The sequence below is a fragment of the Pseudovibrio sp. W64 genome (assembly GCF_001623145.1).
Lineage (GTDB): Bacteria > Pseudomonadota > Alphaproteobacteria > Rhizobiales > Stappiaceae > Pseudovibrio.
Genome location: NZ_LMCI01000013.1, coordinates 15,914 through 32,447, shown reverse-complemented (window position 1 = coordinate 32,447; position 16,534 = coordinate 15,914). Strand labels below are relative to the sequence as shown.

Genomic DNA, 16,534 nt, shown 5'->3' with positions numbered 1-16,534 from the left:
AAAAGTGGAAACCGGTTTTCGGATAAAGATACGCAAAAACAAAGACTAAAGCAGCTCAGGTGTTTCAGCTTAAATGCGGGCTGCTTTAGCGAACCTCATCAGGGATGGAAGGCGTATTGAACACCCCCACAAGGATGATCAGCAAATCAACCAGCGCCCACGCGGAAACAATCATTCCTAACCCCAAGGCTCCACTGACAACAACCAGCATCCCGTTGGGGTCCAATGTCTCCATCCGGTTCAGACCGCTCACAATCAGAAAACCCGTGACCAAAGAAAGAACGAGCATCACCGCTCCACTCAGCGGCTTACCAAGATAAAACCGATGCAGCCCCAAACCGCCCAGAAAGAGCGACAGGATCACTGTCACCACAGCAGATTTATGCGGGTTCTTGAGATAAAAGAAACCTCTGTTACCAGAAGAATTGGCGGTTTGATCGCTCATGACTACGACCTCCGGTGAGCTTCAATCACACTCAGAGGCTGACACGCATTATCGATCAAGACATCTCTCGATATTTAAGGCATCTAACTAGGGGCTATGAATTCATCCTAGGCAATCGTGAAAGGGCCAAGCCTTAGCAACATTCTGCCCTAAAAGCTCTCTCGCACGAGCAATACAATCAGCACGATCAGATCGATAAACACCCAAATGTTCGCAATCATTGCCATGCCGATGGCAACGCCGAAGCCGATCCACTCGCCTGACGTCAGATCAGCAATCAAATTATGCCCGTCCAATCCCATCAGCAACGGGATCAGGATCAAAACTGCCGTAATGTTCAGGCAGTTGATGACAACGGCACTGCCGAGCTTGCGTAGGTAAAACCGATGCGCTGCGAACTGTCCAAGCAAAAGCGCAAACAAAACGGCATAGGCCGTCGACTTACCCGGTTCGGAAAAATTGAAAATGCTCTCTCGCCGCCTTTGCGAGGGCAATGTAATATCATCAAACACCAACGACCTGCTTTCACCCATGCATTTTAAACATCAGGAAAGTAGCCAATGATTTCACTGGGCGTCAATGATCCACCCCAACAAACCCCGGAACTAATTCCGGAGTCCTCTCTTTAGCGCAGAGCAACTTATGCCGTTTTTCTGCGATCATCACGATGAGAAATCATCGCCTGCTCATTATCACCAATGAAGTCACGGATGATCGGTACGGCATCCCGTTCTTTAGACAGGATCAACTGGAACACCATGAGCCGCCCGTGCAGGAAGTTCATTTCGCAGCCTGACAGATAGAACTCCCACATTTTGCAGAAGCGCTCGTCATACAACTCTTTGATCTTGTCCCGGTTACGCTCAAAATTAAGGCGCCAGTCTCTCAGGGTGTAATAGTAGTGCAGCCGTAAGATCTCGTTATCACAGACCCAAAGACCCGTTTTCTCGATATCGGCAAAAGTCTCTGAAAGAGCAGGACAATACCCACCTGGGAAGATGTACTTGCTCAGGAATGGACCGGTCACACCCGGAGGTCCACTGCGGCCAATCGAGTGAATGACAGCATAGCCATCCTGCTTCAGGCAGTCTCTGACCTTGGCAAAGTAAGCACCCAGATTGCCGTGGCCAACATGTTCCATCATGCCGACAGAAACAACGCGATCAAACTCACCTTCAAACTCGTTGTAGTCCAGACAAACAAAATCAACCTTGCCTTCAAGTCCGGCAGCTTTCACCCGCTCTTCAGCAATTTTGATCTGCTCGGTTGAAACGTTGAGAGAGGTCACCTGCGCACCAGTCTGCGCCATGCGAATGGCCAGAGAACCCCAACCTCCGCCAATTTCAAGCACTGACATGCCTGGCTTCAGGTCCAGCTTGGCAACAAGATGGTCCAGCTTCGCCTGCTGGGCTTCTTCAAGCGTATCTTCAGGCGTCCGGTAATAAGCGCAGCTATAATTGAGCCCGTCATCCAAAAACAGCCGATACAAGTCCGTCGACAGATCGTAGTGATGACGCACCTGCGCTTTGTTTTTCTTCAGGTTCAGGCCAAGCCGCCGCCGCGTATGACCGTCTTTCATGAAGGTAAGAATTCGTTGAATAGGATGTTCTGTAAGCAGGCCGTCATTCGCCATAAACACAGCAACCAGATCATTCAAAGTGTGACCCGGCTCCATGGTGATCAAGCCATCCATATAGGCTTCGGCTGCTTTCAGCTCAGGATCAATCAGAAGTGTATAGGGAAGCTTCTGACTGTGAAAACGCAATGCAGCGGAGGGGCCGCTTTCATCGCTACCAAAAACATGCTTTTTGTCTTTGGCGTCAAAAATTACAAGTTGCCCTTTCTGGACAAAACTCGACAAAATCTTCGAAAGTGCACGCATTTCTATTCCCCCTATCATCTCTTATAGCTGACTTACTAGGGCGCCTTATTGCGAGGCTCTTATTATATGACCTTAGGTAACTTTAGATTTAACCTAAAGAAAAAAACAGCCACAAGGCAACTCCGCAGGAAATCTCACCCGAATATTTACGGGGCGAAAATCCGCAGGAACCTTACGGTAACACGCCATTTCACTTGACGTTGGGCTGTTTTCGGGACAAACGATCAACGTGCTATCTGTCGAATAGGTAAGCACTTTCAAATCTGTTGTATTTTAATCGCTCGTTTGGGATGGGGTTCTGTGTCTGTTGCTTTAAAATCGGTCATCACCGAAACCGCTCAGTCTCTTGAAGAAAAGCTCACCTCTCTTTTAGGGGAGACAGTTCGTTCTGAGGAGTTAGCCCGCCCTGAACGCTTGTTGGAAGCGATGAACTATGCAGCGCTGTCCGGCGGCAAACGTCTGCGCCCGGTTCTCATGGTGGAAGCTGCACGCTTGTTCGGTCACGAAGATGAAGGCACGCTTGTAGCCGCATCAGCGCTGGAATGCATTCACTGCTACTCCCTCGCCCATGACGACCTGCCTGCAATGGATGATGACGATGTGCGTCGTGGCCGTCCAACAACCCATAAGGCATTTGACGAAGCAACGGCGATCCTTGCAGGCGATGCACTGCTCACGATCGCATTTGATTTCATTGCTGATGAGCAGGTGCATCCTGATCCGGCCATTCGTCTGCGATTGTCTCGGGAACTCGCCCGCGCATCCGGCATCGGCGGTATGGCAGGCGGCCAGATGCTCGACTTGGCCTCTGAACATCGCGACAGAACAGAAGCTGAGATCCGTCAGCTACAGGCGATGAAGACCGGCGCCCTCATTCGTTATGCATGCCGTGCAGGCGCAATGCTCGCAAATGCCACAGAAGACGACATCGCTCGCCTCACCCGTTTTGGCGAAATCATCGGTCTGGCGTTCCAGCTGGCAGATGACCTGCTGGACTTGACTGGCGATGCAGAAGTGGTTGGCAAGGCAACGGGCAAAGATGCAGAAGCTGGCAAAGCAACCCTCGTCAGCCTGCTGGGTGAAAGCCACACCCGTCAAGAGCTCTCACGCTTGATTGCAGAAGCAGATGAACTGCTGGAGCCATACGGTGCAAAGGCCAACACCTTGAAGACGCTGGCCCGCTACATCGCAGATCGCGAAAGTTAAGCCGTCACTGCCTGCGCAAATTCAACATCAACCTCTGGAAGGGCAGTAATGCTGCCCTCATACCCACGAAGATGAATCAGCGTGTTGTTGTGATGCTCTCTGATTTGCTGTCCAGTAGCGTGCTCTTTGTCGTGCGTGGTGTGCGCATCATTCACCAGCCGCAGGTTAAACCCAAGCGAAGCCGCACGGCGGAACGTGGTATCTACGCAAAACTCTGAAGCAAACCCGCAGATTGTCAGATCCGTAATGCCGCGCTCATCCAACAATTCTTTCAGATTGGTTTTGTAGAAGGAATCCGGTGCAGTTTTCCGCACCTTCAAATCACTGTCCGTTACAACAAGATCATTCGGCAATTCCCATCCCTCAGAACCATAAGCCAATTGATGGTTTGCACGTTCATGCTGAACAACGATAACTGGTACACCTGCTTCACGAGCTTTTGCGCTCAGTCTGTTGATACGGGCAATCGTTTCATCCCGCTCAAACGGGTGCGGCTCCACATCAAATAAGTATTTCTGGACATCAATAATAATCAGCGCGGTGCTCATCGTACCCTCATTTGTTGGAGGAATAGGCCTTTCCTTCTTCCCCTAAAAACACGCCCATGAATTAGTCATAAGCAATTGTAATCAATAAATATTTTCTTTGACCTTTGTAACCATCAAACAGATAGTTGGTCCTGAAGCAGATGGACAGGAGGTCGTTACATGGATCATGAAATGATGATGGAAGGCTTCGCTCTTTGGCAAGTCGTCATTATGATCGTCTGGATATTGGTTGTTGTCATTCCAATCGCCAGAATCCTGAACCGTCTCGGCTTTTCAAGGATCTGGACCATTCTGGCTTTCATTCCCCTGGTCAACCTGATCTTCCTCTGGATCCTAGCCTACGTTCATTGGCCAGTCGAAGACAGAATGTAGCCTGCTACTTCACGCAGATGACCTGATGGTCTCCCAAAATGTCCGGCAAATTTCCGGGCATCATGAACACTGCATTCGGCGTTCCGGCAGCAGCCCACACTTCATCAAAGCTCAACAGATCTTCATCCACGAAAACCGTCAGCTCCTGTTTATGTCCCAGTGGTGGAATGCCGCCAATAGAGAACCCTGTAACGTTTCTGACGAACTTGGCATCAGGCCGCCCAATCGGCCCACCAACGACTGTAGAAATGGCGTCTTCGTTGACGCGGTTCGTCCCGCTCGCCAGCACCAGAATAGCTTCCTCGGTATCCAGCTTCTGAAAGACAAGGGATTTGACGATCTGTTCCTGAGCGCAGCCCAGCGCCTGCGCAGCCTCTGCAGCAGAACGTGAAGACTCTGGCAGCTCAACAACTTTCAACCCAAGCCCACGATCATCCAAAAAACTCTGAAATTGCTTTGCACGCTTACTTTGCAACATATAACCCCTCCTCCGGCCTGTGCTTCCTTTAGATAGTGGTTGGCGCTGAAATTCCAAACCGCTCTTTCAGGAACCGGAGCGCCAATGCCTGTGCCTCGCTATTGATGGAATGATCGAGCCCCACCAGATCATGCGCTTCCACATCAAACCCTGCATTCTCCAGCGCCGTTTGAGCAGCCCCAAGATACGTCGCCGCCACCACATCATCCTCACTGCCATGCAGAAGCATCACTGGAGGCCGCACCACCATCTGCTCCACCAGATGCTCAGGTCCACCCAAAACACCGGAGAAACTTAGCAGGCCTGCCGCCTCAGAAAAACGCCGAGGCCCCACATGCAAAGCAACCATCGCACCCTGCGAAAAGCCCCCCAGCACCATGTCACGCTCCAGCAGACCATAATGCTCCAGCTCGGCATCCAGCACCCGGTTGATCAACGGCGCAGCGGCCTGCACACCAATCCAGATTTCCCGCGCATCAAACTCAGTGGCCGCAAACCACTGCCGCCCCTCAACCCAATGTGCGCATGGCTCTGGCCCATTCAGGCAAACAACAGCGGTTTCAGGCAGCTCGTCGCGCAAGGCACGCGCCGTCGGCTCCATGTCCCCGGCATCACCGCCATAGCCATGCAGCAACACCAGCAGTTTGCGCACCGGCGCATGGCTCGGCTCCAAGCGGATGCACTCAAGCTCGTGCATACTCATTCAGCCTCTTTCATCGTCATATGACTAGCAAGGTCTTGAAGCAGACCATCCTTCAAAAGGGCGCGCATCACCTCACCATCATAATAGCGCTCTTCAACAACCTTACCAGCATCCCAGCGCTGCCAGCACAAACCGTCAATTTGCTGCGCCACACCAGCACCATCTACAAACTGGCTGAGATTGCGGAAGGCGCATAAACCACGCGCCTCATCAATCACAACATCTTCAATCTTGCCAATGATGGATTGCGCTGCAGAAATAAACGGCTCTTGCTTGGCACGGCCTTGGGCAGCGCCATCCGCAAACAGCACATCATTGGCATACATCTGCACAGAGGACGCAAAGAATACATCAAACGCTTCAAGCGGCTTCCCATCGCGAAGCAGTTCAATCTGTGCGTCCACAGCACCCACAAAATCATTGGATTCCATCAAACAGCTCCTCATTTGGTGATTGGCTCAGCCCTCTTTAAACCGGCAGGGTCTCGCGCCCTTCTTTCATCACGCGATAATAAGACCAGAACAAACGCGCCGCAGTTCCACGATGAGGAGACCACGCCTCAGTAATTTCGGCAAGCACCTTTCCCTTGGGGCGCTCTTCCAGATCAAACGCATGCTGCACAGCCGCCTGCAAAGCCACATCACCAACCGGAAACACATCCGGATGCCCAGCGCAAAACAGCAGGAAGATATCTGCGGACCAAGGGCCGATGCCCTTAATCTCACAAAGCCGCTTGTGTGCTACCTCACCCGGCCAGTCCACCGCCTCGTTCAAACACAAACCAGCCTTCAGCTCTTCTGCAATGGCCTTCAATGTTCGCAATTTGGCATTGGAGAGCCCAACACCCAGCAGTTCCTCATCGCTTTTGGAAAGCAGCACATCCGGCTCAAATGGCACCACCAGTGCCTCCAGCCTTGCCCAGATGCTTGCCGCAGCCGCTACAGAAAGCAACTGGGCCACCACGATATTGCAAAGTCCGGCAAAATTTGCTGAGCGCCTGCGCAAAGGCACCTCACCTGCAACATCAGCAACGCGAACAAGCCGCTCATCTAACTGTACAAGAGACGCGAGCTCCCGCTCAATATCCTCAAGCGTATTTATAGGTCTCAACGCCCCCTCCTCAAGCAAGCAAAGATGCTCTAATAACAAGCTGTCCATATTCCAAGTAGAACCATTTCGCAAATGAACTCGCCTGTCTATCGCTTTGCCCCTTCACCCAACGGCCACCTCCATCTCGGCCATGCGTATTCGGCCATCCTCAACGATGAAGCTGCAAAGCAAAACGGCGGTAGGTTCCTGCTGCGCATCGAAGATATCGACACAGTCCGCTGCACCCCGCAACTGCAAGAAGATATGCTGGAAGACCTGAAATGGCTGGGCCTGCATTGGGAAACGCCAGTTCGCAGGCAATCAGAGCATTTCAGCGAGTACGCCAAGGCACTCGCACAGCTGGAAGCAATGGGCCTTGTCTACAGAGCCTACCTCACCCGCGCCCAGATCAAACGCTTCGTCGCAGAGCAGGATGCATCGGACACGCCATGGCCACAAGACCCTGACGGCGCCCCACTTTACCCCGGAGACAGCAGCGTTCTCTCTGAACAAGAACAAAAAGCCCTTCAGAACTCAGATGCGCCCTACGCCCTGCGCCTCAACATGGCTAAAGCCATTGAGTTAGCGGGAACATCTCTTACTTGGAACGAAGCACATCACGGAAAAATTCAGGCCAACCCGGCAGCCTGGGGAGATGTCGTCCTCGCCCGCAAAGACACCCCAACCAGCTATCACCTCTCAGTAGTCGTAGATGATGCACTACAGGGCACCACCCATATTCTGCGCGGCAAAGACCTCTACCACGCCACCAGCGTTCACCGCCTGCTGCAAACTCTATTGGACTTGCCAGAACCGCACTACGAACATCACGACCTCATTCTCGACAAAACAGGCCGCAAACTCGCCAAATCCGCCAAGGACACTTCCCTCCGCGAACTACGAGCAAGCGGCGTCACTCCTGAACAAATCAGAGAGAAGCTGGGCCTGTAGCTCAATACCCCTGTACCTGAATGAACCAGAGCCAGAAGCTTACGGTGAAGACCGATATGCCTGTGGTGATTGCGATGCCGTTGGTGGACATGGCATGACCGGTGCCAAACTGGTTGGCCATGATGAAGGAGAACACGCCTGTCGGGCACGCTGCGATCAGCGTTGCCACACCCACCCAGACAGACGGTAGGCCCACCACGTGTGCAGCAACTACAAACACCACAAACGGCATTAGGATCGACTTGATGATCGCCAGCACGCTGCCAATCGCCAGATTGCCTCGAATACCGTAGTTCACCATGCTCATCCCCACTGCGACCAGCGCCACCGGTGAGGCAGCTTTCGCCAGTGGAGCCAGAATGTCATCAGCCAACTTTGGAATTTCCAAACCTGATACATTCCAGAGCAGTCCACCCACAACACCATACAGGATCGGGTTCGCCAACAAGCCTTTGCCAACTGCAGTCAGAAGCTCTTTCTTAGAGCGCGGCGCCTTATGACCATCAATCACCACCGCACGCTCCATCAACACAGAAGACGTCAGCGCAGTTAACGGTGCGTGGAACACAATGAGAAGCGAAATCAAAAGCGTTCCCTCAGCTCCATAAACCGCATCTATCAACGGAATACCAACCAACACGGTGTTGGAGAAAGACGCCGTCAGCCCGGCAATCACAGCTGCACGTGCTTCACGCTTAAACCCAATGCGGACAAGCAGGCCACCCAAAAAAGCAACCACAATCATGGAACCGTAGTAAGTCGCCCAATACCCCCAAGGCGAAATGCCATCCAGGTCAGCGGAACCAAGGCTACGGAACAACAGGATAGGGATGAGAAGGTTCACGCAGAACTTGCTCAGAATATCGCCAAGACTGCGATCCAGATATCCAACATTTGCTACAACATAGCCAATGCCAACAAGAGCAAAGATCGGAAAGACGACGAAAAAGACCTGAACAATCATGGGAAACTCGAAAGAGGATGCAAGACCTTCTTAGTAGCCCAGAAAGTTTAAGATCCAAAGCCAGAAGCTCATTGTGATTATTGAGAAAATGGTCGTCAGGCTGATGGAGTTCGCACTCATGGCGTGCCCGGTTCCAAACTGGCTGGCATAAAGGTAAGCCACAACACCGGTTGGGCAGGCCGCCGCCAGTGTCGCCACCGCCACCCAAAGTGGCGAGAGCGGAAAGACATAAGCACCCAGAGCCAGCACCAGCGCTGGCATCAGCACAATCTTGAGCAAACTCAACACGCTGCCAATGGCAATGTTCCCACGCACACCATAGTTGAGCAGCGTCATACCAACAGAGAATAGCGCAACGGGGCTGGCAGCTTTTGCCAGAGGATGCAGCACACCATCCAGCAACACAGGCAACTCATAGCCCGAGAAGTTCCAACCCACGCCCAGCAAAATCGCAATGACCAGCGGGCTCTTGATCAGTGTGGTGAACAGCGAATGCATAACGTCTTTGAAAGGCCGCGCTTCCTGGTAGCCATCCACCACTACCGCTCGCTCCATCGCCAACACAAACACCAGTGTTACAGAAGGTGCATGCACGGAGATGATCAGCGAGATAGGAACCAACGCCTCCTGCCCAAAGGCTGAGGTAATCACCGGAATACCAACCAACGACATGTTGGAGAACGCAGCAGAAAATCCACCAATACAGGCAGCCCTTGCTTCTCGCCCAAAGACCTTGCGCACCATATAACCACCCAGCACAGCACTGGTTGCCAGCGCCGTGTAATAGGTGCCCCAAAGCGCCCATGGGCTCAAACCAGCAAGATCAGATGTCGCCAGAGTACGGAAGATCAGAACCGGAATAAGCACGGTAATGCAGAAGGTGCTGAGATTGTCACCGACCTGCTTGCTCAGCAGCCCGGCATATCCAAAGCCATACCCCACACCCACTGTCGCAAAAATGGGAAACACCACCTGCAGCGTACTAAACAGCATTCCGTGTCCGCTCTCTTTCCACCATACAGCACTCTCCCAAAGGGCAAGCAGGTGCGCTTGCAGCATCAAAAAACAAAATCTCGGTGGATCCTTGCCAGAACTGGGCGAACTTTTCCTGCCAGTGTTTTAGGCTCTTCTTCGAGGATTGATCAAGGAGTTATCTCATGCCTGCGCCCAAACTGGCTCCAAAGCAGGATGTTGCAAGGCTGGTGCACGACCTGAAGACACCACTGTCTGCCATGAAAACGGCTTCGGATCTGATCGCACAGGAACCACTCAGCGATCGGCAGCAACATCATCTGAACACCCTGCAAACAGCCATCAACTCACTTGCGAAGCTGACAGGTGCAATCCTCGGCGCAAACACACAGGCTGAGCATCATAGCCATGCAACAAGCAAGGCAGGGCCTCAAGCAAAATCACTTTTGGATCAGCTCACCTACATTGCAGATTTGTTTTCACCACAGGCAGCAAGCTCTGGTCACACCCTCACCCACCGCTGGTCACGAGAAGCGATGTCAGCCTACCAAACCCAGTCAGATGAACTGCAGCGCATTCTCGCAGTCCTGGTTGATAATGCTATTCTGTACAGCAATACGGGCACCATCACGCTCAGCGCACATATCAAGTTCTCAAACCATCAACCCAACATCGTGGTAACGCTCAAGGATGCTGGCCCAGGCCTGACACCAGAGCAAGCTTCACATCTGGACGCCGCCCCAACGCCAAAACGTAATTCCGACGGCCATGGCCTCGGGCTCTGGAGTGCGCGGCACCTTGCCTGCGACCATCACGGAGACCTGAGGCTCATCACCAATACCGAACATGCTGCCTGTTTTGAGTTGGTTTTGCCAATCCAAGAGATCGAGCAGACACAGCAACTTTCTACTCCAGCCCAAAATATGACGCGCTCCAAGCTTTCTGGCTCTGTGCTGGTGGTTGACGATAATGAACCAAACCGGGAGTTGCTAGCAGCAATCTTCTCATCATTTGGCCTGACTGTGCGCATCGCAGACAGTGGAAAGCAGGCGTTGGCTGTACAGTCAAAAACTCCATCCGACCTGATCTTTCTGGATCTGAATATGCCAGAAATGAGCGGCTCGGAAACACTCACTCAGATGCAGGCAAACGGACACGCCAAGGATAGAGCTAGCTTCGCGATCACGGCAAGCATCGCGCCGGAAGACCGCCCAGCGCTCTTCAAACAAGGTTTCACGCAAATTCTGGAAAAGCCTATCAACCCGTCAGCCCTCTACAGCCTGCTGGAAAGCACGCTTCAGAAGGTCAGCTAGCCAATCCGCATGAAGGAAGCATCCAGCGCTTCATCAAGACGGTCGTTGCCCCAATAAAGATCGCCCTTTTCGGTGATCATGCTTGGCGCTCCAAACACACCTAACGTCTCCGCCTCAGCAACTGCTGCCCGTAAACCAATCTTGACCTCAGTGGTTTCAGCCTGACGCATGACCTTATCTGCATCCAGATCCAGCTCACGCAACAAGGCAATCATCAACTCTGGCTTGGAGATATCCTCGTCCAATGCAAAAGCCATATGAAACACAGCGCGGGTAAACGCACCGATCCACGGTTCTTTACGTCCCGCAAAAGCAATACGAGAGGCAAACAGACTGTGCTGTGGAAAGATCTGTGGCTTCTTCCAGGGCAAGCCGAGGTTTGCAGCGGTACGCGCAACATCCCGCCACATATAAGCCCCCTTCTTCGGGTTCTCTAAAAATGGAGAGCTCTCTATCCCCTGACGCCGGAAGATCGGCCCCAACAGAAAAGGCCGCCAATCAATATCGATGCCCCTGTCTTTCGCAAGCTGTTCAATACGTGCTGCGGTCAAGTAGGAGTATGGGCTGGCAAATTCATAATAAAACGCGAGCCGAGGCATTTATTCTCTTTCTGATCCAATAGACCGGTAAGACCCAACCTACGGCAATGGAAACAATTTGAATTTATCTCGCAGGCCCCTATATGGGGGTTTGGCACTGCGAGACGTAATCTTGCTGAGCACCAATGGAATTTCAAGGCAGCACATTGGCGCAACCTTCGAAAACAAGTATACCGCCTTGTAACCCAAAAGAGCGAACTCAGGAATTCCCGTGGCAAAAGACGGTTCGAAGACTTCAATCCTAAATAAAATCATTAGTTTCTGCGGAGAACGCCCGTTCACGGCAATCCTGACATATATCCTTGTCGTCTCAGCAATCTTTCTGATTTTCCCGAGGCTGGATATCTGGGCCTCCACCTTCTTTTATGACGGTGAAGGCAGTTTCCCTGTTTCAAAAGACCCGTTCTGGCGCGGTCTGCGATACTTCGGCGTCTACATCTTCCAGTGGGTTGCAGGCCTGTCCTTGTTTGTGATGCTCTTCAAGCTCGCATTTCCAAAGCTGAAAGCGCTGATGGATTTGCGCCATCCGATCTTCGTCGTATCCACGCTCATTCTCGGACCGGGCCTCGTCGTCAACGCATTCTTTAAGAACCTGTGGGGCCGCCCACGCCCGCGCGAAACGGAAATCTTCGGCGGAGACCTGCCATTCATCGGCGTGTGGCAACCTACTAACCATTGTGATAGTAACTGCTCGTTTGTATCCGGTGAGGCATCAGCATCCATCTGGTTGTTCGTGCTGGTCTTTATCGCCCCCAAATCCTGGCGCACTCCTCTGGCGACAGCAATCGGGGCATTGGTCTTTTTCCTTTCCGCCAACCGTGTGGCTTTCGGCGGACACTTCTTTTCAGACACCCTGCTCTCCTGGGGCATCACCATGCTCGTAGTTGTGGGCGTCTATCACTACCTGTACCAGCGCACGCCAACATGGGCTCAGCCAGCTAATCTGGATACCTCCTTCACCAAAGGGGGCCACTGGCTGCGTGCTAAACTTGGCCGCGCTGCCTGCTGGTGCGCACGAAACAGCAAAAGCTTCCTGCGCAAATTCAAATAGTCAGCCCGAAGACAAAAAAAGCTCCGCAACCAACTGCGGAGCTTTTCTTCAATATCCTGCAAAGAACCTAGATCTCGGTCGGTTCCATCTCCTCACGGATCTCCTGAAGCAAATTATACGTCCCGTTGCTCACCAGATCGTACACCTCATCAAAGCCCTCATTCGCTCCGTAATACGGATCAGGCACATCCTTCTGCTCATCCTGAAGCAGCAAGCGCACATTTGCTGTATGCAGATACGGCGCTTTGGACTGGATGTTCGCTAGATTGCTGGCATCCATCGCAATGATGTAATGAAACTTCTCGAAATCCTCATCAACCAGCTGGCGCGCTTCTTGTTTAGAAATATCAACGCCATGCTTTTGCGCTGTCTGGATGCTGCGGATATCCGGCTTTTTGCCACTATGCCAGTTCGCAGTTCCCGCGGAGTCCACGTAAATCTGCTCTTCCAGCCCAGCTTGTTTGACATGATGACGGAAGACACCCTCTGCCAACGGACTACGACAAATATTGCCAAGACACACAAACAGTACACGACGCTGCAAAAAGACCACTGCTCCCTCCAAATCTGACTGCCCGAATATTTAACCCAGCCGAAATCTTTGCTCCAGACTTTCGCGCTGATCTACTCAAATATCCATGGATTTTGCGAGTCAGAAAAACCTACTAAATCTGAGACACCCCTTGCAACAAAACCAAAGGTGGTCTTGTGTCCGAGCTGTTGACCTCTACCGCAAAAGAATTTGCCCTCGCAGAATTACCGCATTGGACCTTGTCTGAAGATGGCAACGCGATAGAACGCACGTTCACCTTCCGGTCCTTTGCACGCGCATTTGGCTTCATGGCCAGCGCTGCAATTCTGGCAGAAAAGATGAACCACCATCCTACATGGACGAACACCTACAACAAAGTGGATGTGTTACTTACCACCCATGATGCAGGTGGGCTGACCGAGCTGGATTTCAAGCTTGCCCGCAAACTGGACAGGCTTTGCGACGCTTAATCATCTTCAGGAAGAGTGCAATCAGCATTCAATCTTGAACTGACGCACGTCACCTACCATCTTATTCTCAATCAGCACATGGCCGTCTTGCTGGCACATATGTGGAATATCGATTGCAGACATTGGATCAGTAGCTTTCACAACAAGCTGCTCGCCTTTTGCCATACGCTTAAGATGCTTGCGCGTCTTCATCACCGGCAGTGGGCAGTTGAGACCTCTCAGGTCCAGAATATTTGAATCTTCCACCAATGTTTCACCAGGTACTCGAGTGTGGCACTGTGTTTGATGCTGGGCTAACGGAACTTTGCGCAACAGTAAAGTGAATATTGGGGAGTAGACCATGGCGACGATGGAACTGGACGGAAAAACAGAGACCAGCAATGCGCTTGAGATTCTGGACTTCTGGTGGACGGCAGGCGGCCCCAAATGGTTCAACGGCGGCGAAGCGTTCGATCAGGAAATTCGTGAGAACTTTGAAGCCGACGTAGAAGCCGCCAATCGCGGAGATTACGACACCTGGACAGCGACGCCTCACGGCACTTTGGCCCTCCTTTTGCTGCTCGACCAATTCCCGCGCAACATCTATCGCGGCTCCTCAAAAGCATTTGCATCCGATCCCAAAGCTGTAAAAGTCGCTCTTGAGTCATTGAACAAGAACTTCCATACCGCCTTTCCTATGGGCTATCGCATGTTTTTCTTCCTGCCATTTGAGCATTCAGAAGAGATGGACATGCAGGATTTGAGCGTGGACTTGTTCCGCGGCCTTGGTGATCAAGACACCTACCATTATGCGCTGATCCATATGGACGTGATCCGTCGGTTTGGCCGTTTTCCTCACCGCAACGAAGTGCTCGGTCGAACCTCAACGCCAGAAGAGACCAAGTTCCTCGCCTCTGGTGGTTTCAGAGCATAAGCAATCTGATCAAAAATTAACCACGCATCAGACGTGATTACAAAATAGGCAGAGTCAAATTATGGCTCTGCCTATTTTATTGACAGACATATTCTGCGCATCCCAGCCATTCCAGCGTCACAACAAGAAAATTTAATTTCAATCAAGCCGCTGAATTTTCAAGTTTATTCCAACGCCTCCATCCTCCAGAATCTACACAAAAATCGATATTTCTCAAAACTGGCACGCTCCTTGATAGAGAGAGGGCAAGCGTGCCGGCCGGGCATTCTGAGAACGACCAGATAACTGGCACTTTCCCGGTCCTGAAGAGGTCTCCAGAACTCTTTACGGCGCAATCGATGAGAGAGGGGAACGGGAATCTGACATGAAAATCATTATGGCAATCATCAAGCCCTTTAAGTTGGATGAAGTGCGCGACGCACTCACCACTTTAGGCATCCAGGGGCTCACGGTAACCGAAGTCAAAGGCTATGGCCGGCAGAAGGGGCACACCGAAATCTACCGCGGCACAGAATACGCCGTCACCTTCCTCCCAAAACTAAAGGTCGAAGTCGCAGTTGCAGCAGACATGGCAGACAAAGTTGTCGAAGCCATTGATAGCGCAGCGAAGACCGGCCAGATCGGTGACGGCAAAATCTTCGTCTACTCCATTGATCAGGTCGTCCGCATTCGCACCGGCGAAGCCGACGCAGAAGCAATATAATGAAATGAAGGAGACAGAGAATATGAAACGCGCCTCCACCCTTGTCGCCGCAAGCTCACTCCTGGCACTTTCCGCAGCTCCAGTTATGGCAGAAGAAAAGTACGCCTTAGCTGTCGACACCGCTTACATCTTCAACACCCTGCTCTTCCTGATTGGCGGCTTTCTGGTGATGTGGATGGCTGCAGGCTTCGCCATGCTTGAAGCGGGCCTCGTCCGCACCAAAAACGTCTCCATGCAGTGCCTCAAGAACATCGCTCTGTACTCCATCGCTGGTCTGATGTTCTGGATCACCGGCTACAACCTCATGTACACTGGCGTTGATGGCGGCTTCATGGGTTCCTTTGGCCCATACTCCTTTGACCCTGTCGGTGGCGATGCTCTGGACGCAGGCTACTCGACAGCGTCCGACTGGTTCTTCCAGATGGTCTTCTGCGCAACCACAGCCTCCATCGTGTCGGGCACCATGGCAGAGCGCATCAAGCTCTGGGCTTTCCTGATCTTCGTTGTCATCCTCACAGGTGTTCTTTACCCAATCACCGGCTCCTGGCAGTGGGGTGCTGGCTGGCTCTCCGAAATGGGCTTTGCCGACTTTGCTGGCTCCACTCTCGTCCACTCCGTTGGTGGCTGGGCAGCTCTTTCTGGCGCAATCATCCTTGGCGCACGTAAAGGCAAGTACGGTAAAAACGGTCAGGTCTACGTAATGCCGGGCTCCTCCATGCCACTGGCAACTCTGGGCACCTTCATTCTGTGGCTCGGTTGGTTCGGCTTCAACGGCGCGTCCCAGCTCGCAATGGGCACCATTGGTGACGTCACAGACATCTCCCGCATCTTCGCAAACACCAACATGGCTGCTGCGGGCGGCGTGGTCACCGCAATTGCCCTGACACAGGCCCTCTACAAGAAGGTCGATGTTACAATGGCTCTGAACGGTGCATTGGCTGGTCTTGTTTCCATTACCGCTGAACCACTGGCTCCGAGCGTACTCCAGTCCGTCATCATTGGTGGCGTTGGTGGCGCAATTGTCGTCTTTGCAGTGCCAATGCTCGACAAGTTGAAGATCGATGATGTGGTGGGTGCAATCCCGGTTCACTTGTTGGCTGGCATCTGGGGAACGCTCATCGTGCCGTTGTCCAACTCTGACGCATCTTACGTTACCCAATTCATCGGCGTTGCAGCCGTCGGCATCTTCACCTTCGTGGCCTCCACCATTGTCTGGTACGCAATCCAGTTGGTGGTCGGCTTGCGTGTCACAGAAGAAGACGAAGCCATGGGCCTCGACAAAGCCGAGATTGGTGTCGAAGCCTATCCGGAATTCGGAACAGGCTCCCAGCGCCTCTGAGTTC

At 52.4% G+C, this 16,534-nt stretch carries 22 protein-coding genes; 9 read left to right on the top strand and 13 right to left on the bottom strand.

Going from position 1 to position 16,534, the window contains the following annotated elements:
- Positions 1-85 precede the first annotated feature (85 nt).
- The 3 genes from PsW64_RS07930 to PsW64_RS07920 all read right to left on the bottom strand — a co-directional run bounded on the left by PsW64_RS07930 (position 86) and on the right by PsW64_RS07920 (position 2,327).
- Positions 86-445: an NINE protein gene (locus PsW64_RS07930; protein ID WP_057464701.1), complete on the bottom strand. Its 360-nt coding sequence runs from the start codon at positions 443-445 to the stop codon at positions 86-88.
- A gap of 149 nt (positions 446-594) precedes the next feature.
- Positions 595-957 carry an NINE protein gene (locus tag PsW64_RS07925; protein ID WP_208980649.1) on the bottom strand — a complete coding sequence of 121 codons (363 nt, stop codon included), beginning with the start codon at positions 955-957 and terminating at the stop codon, positions 595-597.
- 128 nt (positions 958-1,085) lie between these two features.
- Positions 1,086-2,327, bottom strand: a complete 1,242-nt coding sequence (locus tag PsW64_RS07920) for an SAM-dependent methyltransferase (RefSeq protein WP_057464699.1) — start codon at positions 2,325-2,327, stop codon at positions 1,086-1,088.
- 300 nt (positions 2,328-2,627) lie between these two features.
- On the opposite strand from PsW64_RS07920, the gene PsW64_RS07915 reads away from it, so the two are divergent.
- Positions 2,628-3,533 (top strand): polyprenyl synthetase family protein, encoded by a 906-nt coding sequence (locus PsW64_RS07915; RefSeq protein ID WP_063286147.1) that lies wholly within the window; start codon positions 2,628-2,630, stop codon positions 3,531-3,533.
- Here PsW64_RS07915 and PsW64_RS07910 read toward each other — a convergent pair.
- Positions 3,530-4,081, bottom strand: a complete 552-nt coding sequence (locus PsW64_RS07910; protein ID WP_063303276.1) for a cysteine hydrolase family protein — start codon at positions 4,079-4,081, stop codon at positions 3,530-3,532. The genes PsW64_RS07915 and PsW64_RS07910 overlap by 4 nt on opposite strands.
- Before the next feature lie 159 nt (positions 4,082-4,240).
- Here PsW64_RS07910 and PsW64_RS07905 point away from each other — a divergent pair, with 159 nt between their 5' ends.
- Positions 4,241-4,453, top strand: coding sequence for a hypothetical protein (locus PsW64_RS07905; protein WP_057464696.1), 213 nt, complete (start codon positions 4,241-4,243; stop codon positions 4,451-4,453).
- A 4-nt stretch (positions 4,454-4,457) separates the two neighbouring features.
- On the opposite strand, the gene PsW64_RS07900 is transcribed toward PsW64_RS07905, so the two are convergent.
- From PsW64_RS07900 to PsW64_RS07885, 4 genes are read right to left on the bottom strand one after another with little or no spacing between them, the layout of a single operon-like run.
- Entirely contained in the window at positions 4,458-4,931 is a 474-nt protein-coding gene (locus tag PsW64_RS07900; protein ID WP_063286149.1) for a YbaK/EbsC family protein, read from the bottom strand.
- A 28-nt stretch (positions 4,932-4,959) separates the two neighbouring features.
- Positions 4,960-5,634, bottom strand: coding sequence for an alpha/beta hydrolase (locus PsW64_RS07895; RefSeq protein ID WP_208980648.1), 675 nt, complete (start codon positions 5,632-5,634; stop codon positions 4,960-4,962).
- Complete coding sequence (locus PsW64_RS07890; protein ID WP_063303275.1) at positions 5,631-6,065, bottom strand: hypothetical protein; 435 nt, start codon at positions 6,063-6,065, stop codon at positions 5,631-5,633. Before PsW64_RS07890 ends, PsW64_RS07895 begins: the two co-directional genes overlap by 4 nt.
- 37 nt (positions 6,066-6,102) lie before the next feature.
- Positions 6,103-6,744, bottom strand: a complete 642-nt coding sequence (locus PsW64_RS07885; protein ID WP_063303274.1) for a DNA-3-methyladenine glycosylase family protein — start codon at positions 6,742-6,744, stop codon at positions 6,103-6,105.
- Between the two features lie 72 nt (positions 6,745-6,816).
- On the opposite strand from PsW64_RS07885, the gene gluQRS reads away from it, so the two are divergent.
- Complete coding sequence (gene gluQRS / locus PsW64_RS07880) at positions 6,817-7,674, top strand: tRNA glutamyl-Q(34) synthetase GluQRS (protein WP_063303273.1); 858 nt, start codon at positions 6,817-6,819, stop codon at positions 7,672-7,674.
- Position 7,675: 1 nt separating this feature from the next.
- On the opposite strand, the gene PsW64_RS07875 is transcribed toward gluQRS, so the two are convergent.
- The gene (locus PsW64_RS07875; protein ID WP_063303272.1) at positions 7,676-8,638 is read right to left on the bottom strand and encodes an AEC family transporter; all 963 of its coding nucleotides are present in this window, start codon (positions 8,636-8,638) and stop codon (positions 7,676-7,678) included.
- Positions 8,639-8,668: 30 nt separating this feature from the next.
- The gene (locus tag PsW64_RS07870) at positions 8,669-9,697 is read right to left on the bottom strand and encodes an AEC family transporter (RefSeq protein WP_208980647.1); all 1,029 of its coding nucleotides are present in this window, start codon (positions 9,695-9,697) and stop codon (positions 8,669-8,671) included.
- A 98-nt stretch (positions 9,698-9,795) separates the two neighbouring features.
- On the opposite strand from PsW64_RS07870, the gene PsW64_RS07865 reads away from it, so the two are divergent.
- Positions 9,796-10,923 (top strand): hybrid sensor histidine kinase/response regulator, encoded by a 1,128-nt coding sequence (locus PsW64_RS07865; protein WP_063291280.1) that lies wholly within the window; start codon positions 9,796-9,798, stop codon positions 10,921-10,923.
- Here PsW64_RS07865 and PsW64_RS07860 read toward each other — a convergent pair.
- The gene (locus PsW64_RS07860) at positions 10,920-11,522 is read right to left on the bottom strand and encodes a 2-hydroxychromene-2-carboxylate isomerase (protein ID WP_063291279.1); all 603 of its coding nucleotides are present in this window, start codon (positions 11,520-11,522) and stop codon (positions 10,920-10,922) included. The two genes, PsW64_RS07865 and PsW64_RS07860, sit on opposite strands and share 4 nt — an antisense overlap.
- Positions 11,523-11,733: 211 nt before the next feature.
- Here PsW64_RS07860 and PsW64_RS07855 point away from each other — a divergent pair, with 211 nt between their 5' ends.
- Positions 11,734-12,573 (top strand): phosphatase PAP2 family protein, encoded by an 840-nt coding sequence (locus PsW64_RS07855; RefSeq protein ID WP_063291278.1) that lies wholly within the window; start codon positions 11,734-11,736, stop codon positions 12,571-12,573.
- A gap of 67 nt (positions 12,574-12,640) precedes the next feature.
- Here PsW64_RS07855 and PsW64_RS07850 read toward each other — a convergent pair whose 3' ends face one another.
- Entirely contained in the window at positions 12,641-13,126 is a 486-nt protein-coding gene (locus PsW64_RS07850; protein WP_063291277.1) for a low molecular weight protein-tyrosine-phosphatase, read from the bottom strand.
- 155 nt (positions 13,127-13,281) lie between these two features.
- Here PsW64_RS07850 and PsW64_RS07845 point away from each other — a divergent pair, with 155 nt between their 5' ends.
- Positions 13,282-13,575, top strand: coding sequence for a 4a-hydroxytetrahydrobiopterin dehydratase (locus tag PsW64_RS07845; RefSeq protein WP_063291276.1), 294 nt, complete (start codon positions 13,282-13,284; stop codon positions 13,573-13,575).
- A gap of 21 nt (positions 13,576-13,596) precedes the next feature.
- Here the strand turns inward: PsW64_RS07845 and PsW64_RS28175 are convergent, their stop codons facing one another.
- Positions 13,597-13,821 carry a sulfurtransferase TusA family protein gene (locus tag PsW64_RS28175; protein WP_057464685.1) on the bottom strand — a complete coding sequence of 75 codons (225 nt, stop codon included), beginning with the start codon at positions 13,819-13,821 and terminating at the stop codon, positions 13,597-13,599.
- 94 nt (positions 13,822-13,915) lie between these two features.
- Here PsW64_RS28175 and PsW64_RS07835 point away from each other — a divergent pair, with 94 nt between their 5' ends.
- The 3 genes from PsW64_RS07835 to PsW64_RS07825 all read left to right on the top strand — a co-directional run bounded on the left by PsW64_RS07835 (position 13,916) and on the right by PsW64_RS07825 (position 16,530).
- Complete coding sequence (locus tag PsW64_RS07835) at positions 13,916-14,488, top strand: DUF924 family protein (RefSeq protein WP_063291275.1); 573 nt, start codon at positions 13,916-13,918, stop codon at positions 14,486-14,488.
- 364 nt (positions 14,489-14,852) lie between these two features.
- A complete protein-coding gene (locus PsW64_RS07830; protein ID WP_063303271.1) occupies positions 14,853-15,191 on the top strand; it encodes a P-II family nitrogen regulator in 339 nt (112 codons plus the stop codon).
- 22 nt (positions 15,192-15,213) lie between these two features.
- Positions 15,214-16,530, top strand: a complete 1,317-nt coding sequence (locus tag PsW64_RS07825) for an ammonium transporter (RefSeq protein WP_063303287.1) — start codon at positions 15,214-15,216, stop codon at positions 16,528-16,530.
- The last annotated feature ends 4 nt before the right edge of the window (positions 16,531-16,534 follow it).

Coding starts and splice junctions, on each gene's coding strand:
- PsW64_RS07930 (WP_057464701.1), bottom strand. CDS start 445: ATGAGCGATCAAACCGCCAATTCTTCTGGTAACAGAGGTTTCTTTTAT.
- PsW64_RS07920 (WP_057464699.1), bottom strand. CDS start 2,327: ATGCGTGCACTTTCGAAGATTTTGTCGAGTTTTGTCCAGAAAGGGCAA.
- PsW64_RS07910 (WP_063303276.1), bottom strand. CDS start 4,081: ATGAGCACCGCGCTGATTATTATTGATGTCCAGAAATACTTATTTGAT.
- PsW64_RS07905 (WP_057464696.1), top strand. CDS start 4,241: ATGGATCATGAAATGATGATGGAAGGCTTCGCTCTTTGGCAAGTCGTC.
- PsW64_RS07900 (WP_063286149.1), bottom strand. CDS start 4,931: ATGTTGCAAAGTAAGCGTGCAAAGCAATTTCAGAGTTTTTTGGATGAT.
- PsW64_RS07895 (WP_208980648.1), bottom strand. CDS start 5,634: ATGAGTATGCACGAGCTTGAGTGCATCCGCTTGGAGCCGAGCCATGCG.
- PsW64_RS07890 (WP_063303275.1), bottom strand. CDS start 6,065: ATGGAATCCAATGATTTTGTGGGTGCTGTGGACGCACAGATTGAACTG.
- gluQRS (WP_063303273.1), top strand. CDS start 6,817: ATGAACTCGCCTGTCTATCGCTTTGCCCCTTCACCCAACGGCCACCTC.
- PsW64_RS07875 (WP_063303272.1), bottom strand. CDS start 8,638: ATGATTGTTCAGGTCTTTTTCGTCGTCTTTCCGATCTTTGCTCTTGTT.
- PsW64_RS07870 (WP_208980647.1), bottom strand. CDS start 9,697: ATGCTGCAAGCGCACCTGCTTGCCCTTTGGGAGAGTGCTGTATGGTGG.
- PsW64_RS07865 (WP_063291280.1), top strand. CDS start 9,796: ATGCCTGCGCCCAAACTGGCTCCAAAGCAGGATGTTGCAAGGCTGGTG.
- PsW64_RS07860 (WP_063291279.1), bottom strand. CDS start 11,522: ATGCCTCGGCTCGCGTTTTATTATGAATTTGCCAGCCCATACTCCTAC.
- PsW64_RS07835 (WP_063291275.1), top strand. CDS start 13,916: ATGGCGACGATGGAACTGGACGGAAAAACAGAGACCAGCAATGCGCTT.
- PsW64_RS07830 (WP_063303271.1), top strand. CDS start 14,853: ATGAAAATCATTATGGCAATCATCAAGCCCTTTAAGTTGGATGAAGTG.
- PsW64_RS07825 (WP_063303287.1), top strand. CDS start 15,214: ATGAAACGCGCCTCCACCCTTGTCGCCGCAAGCTCACTCCTGGCACTT.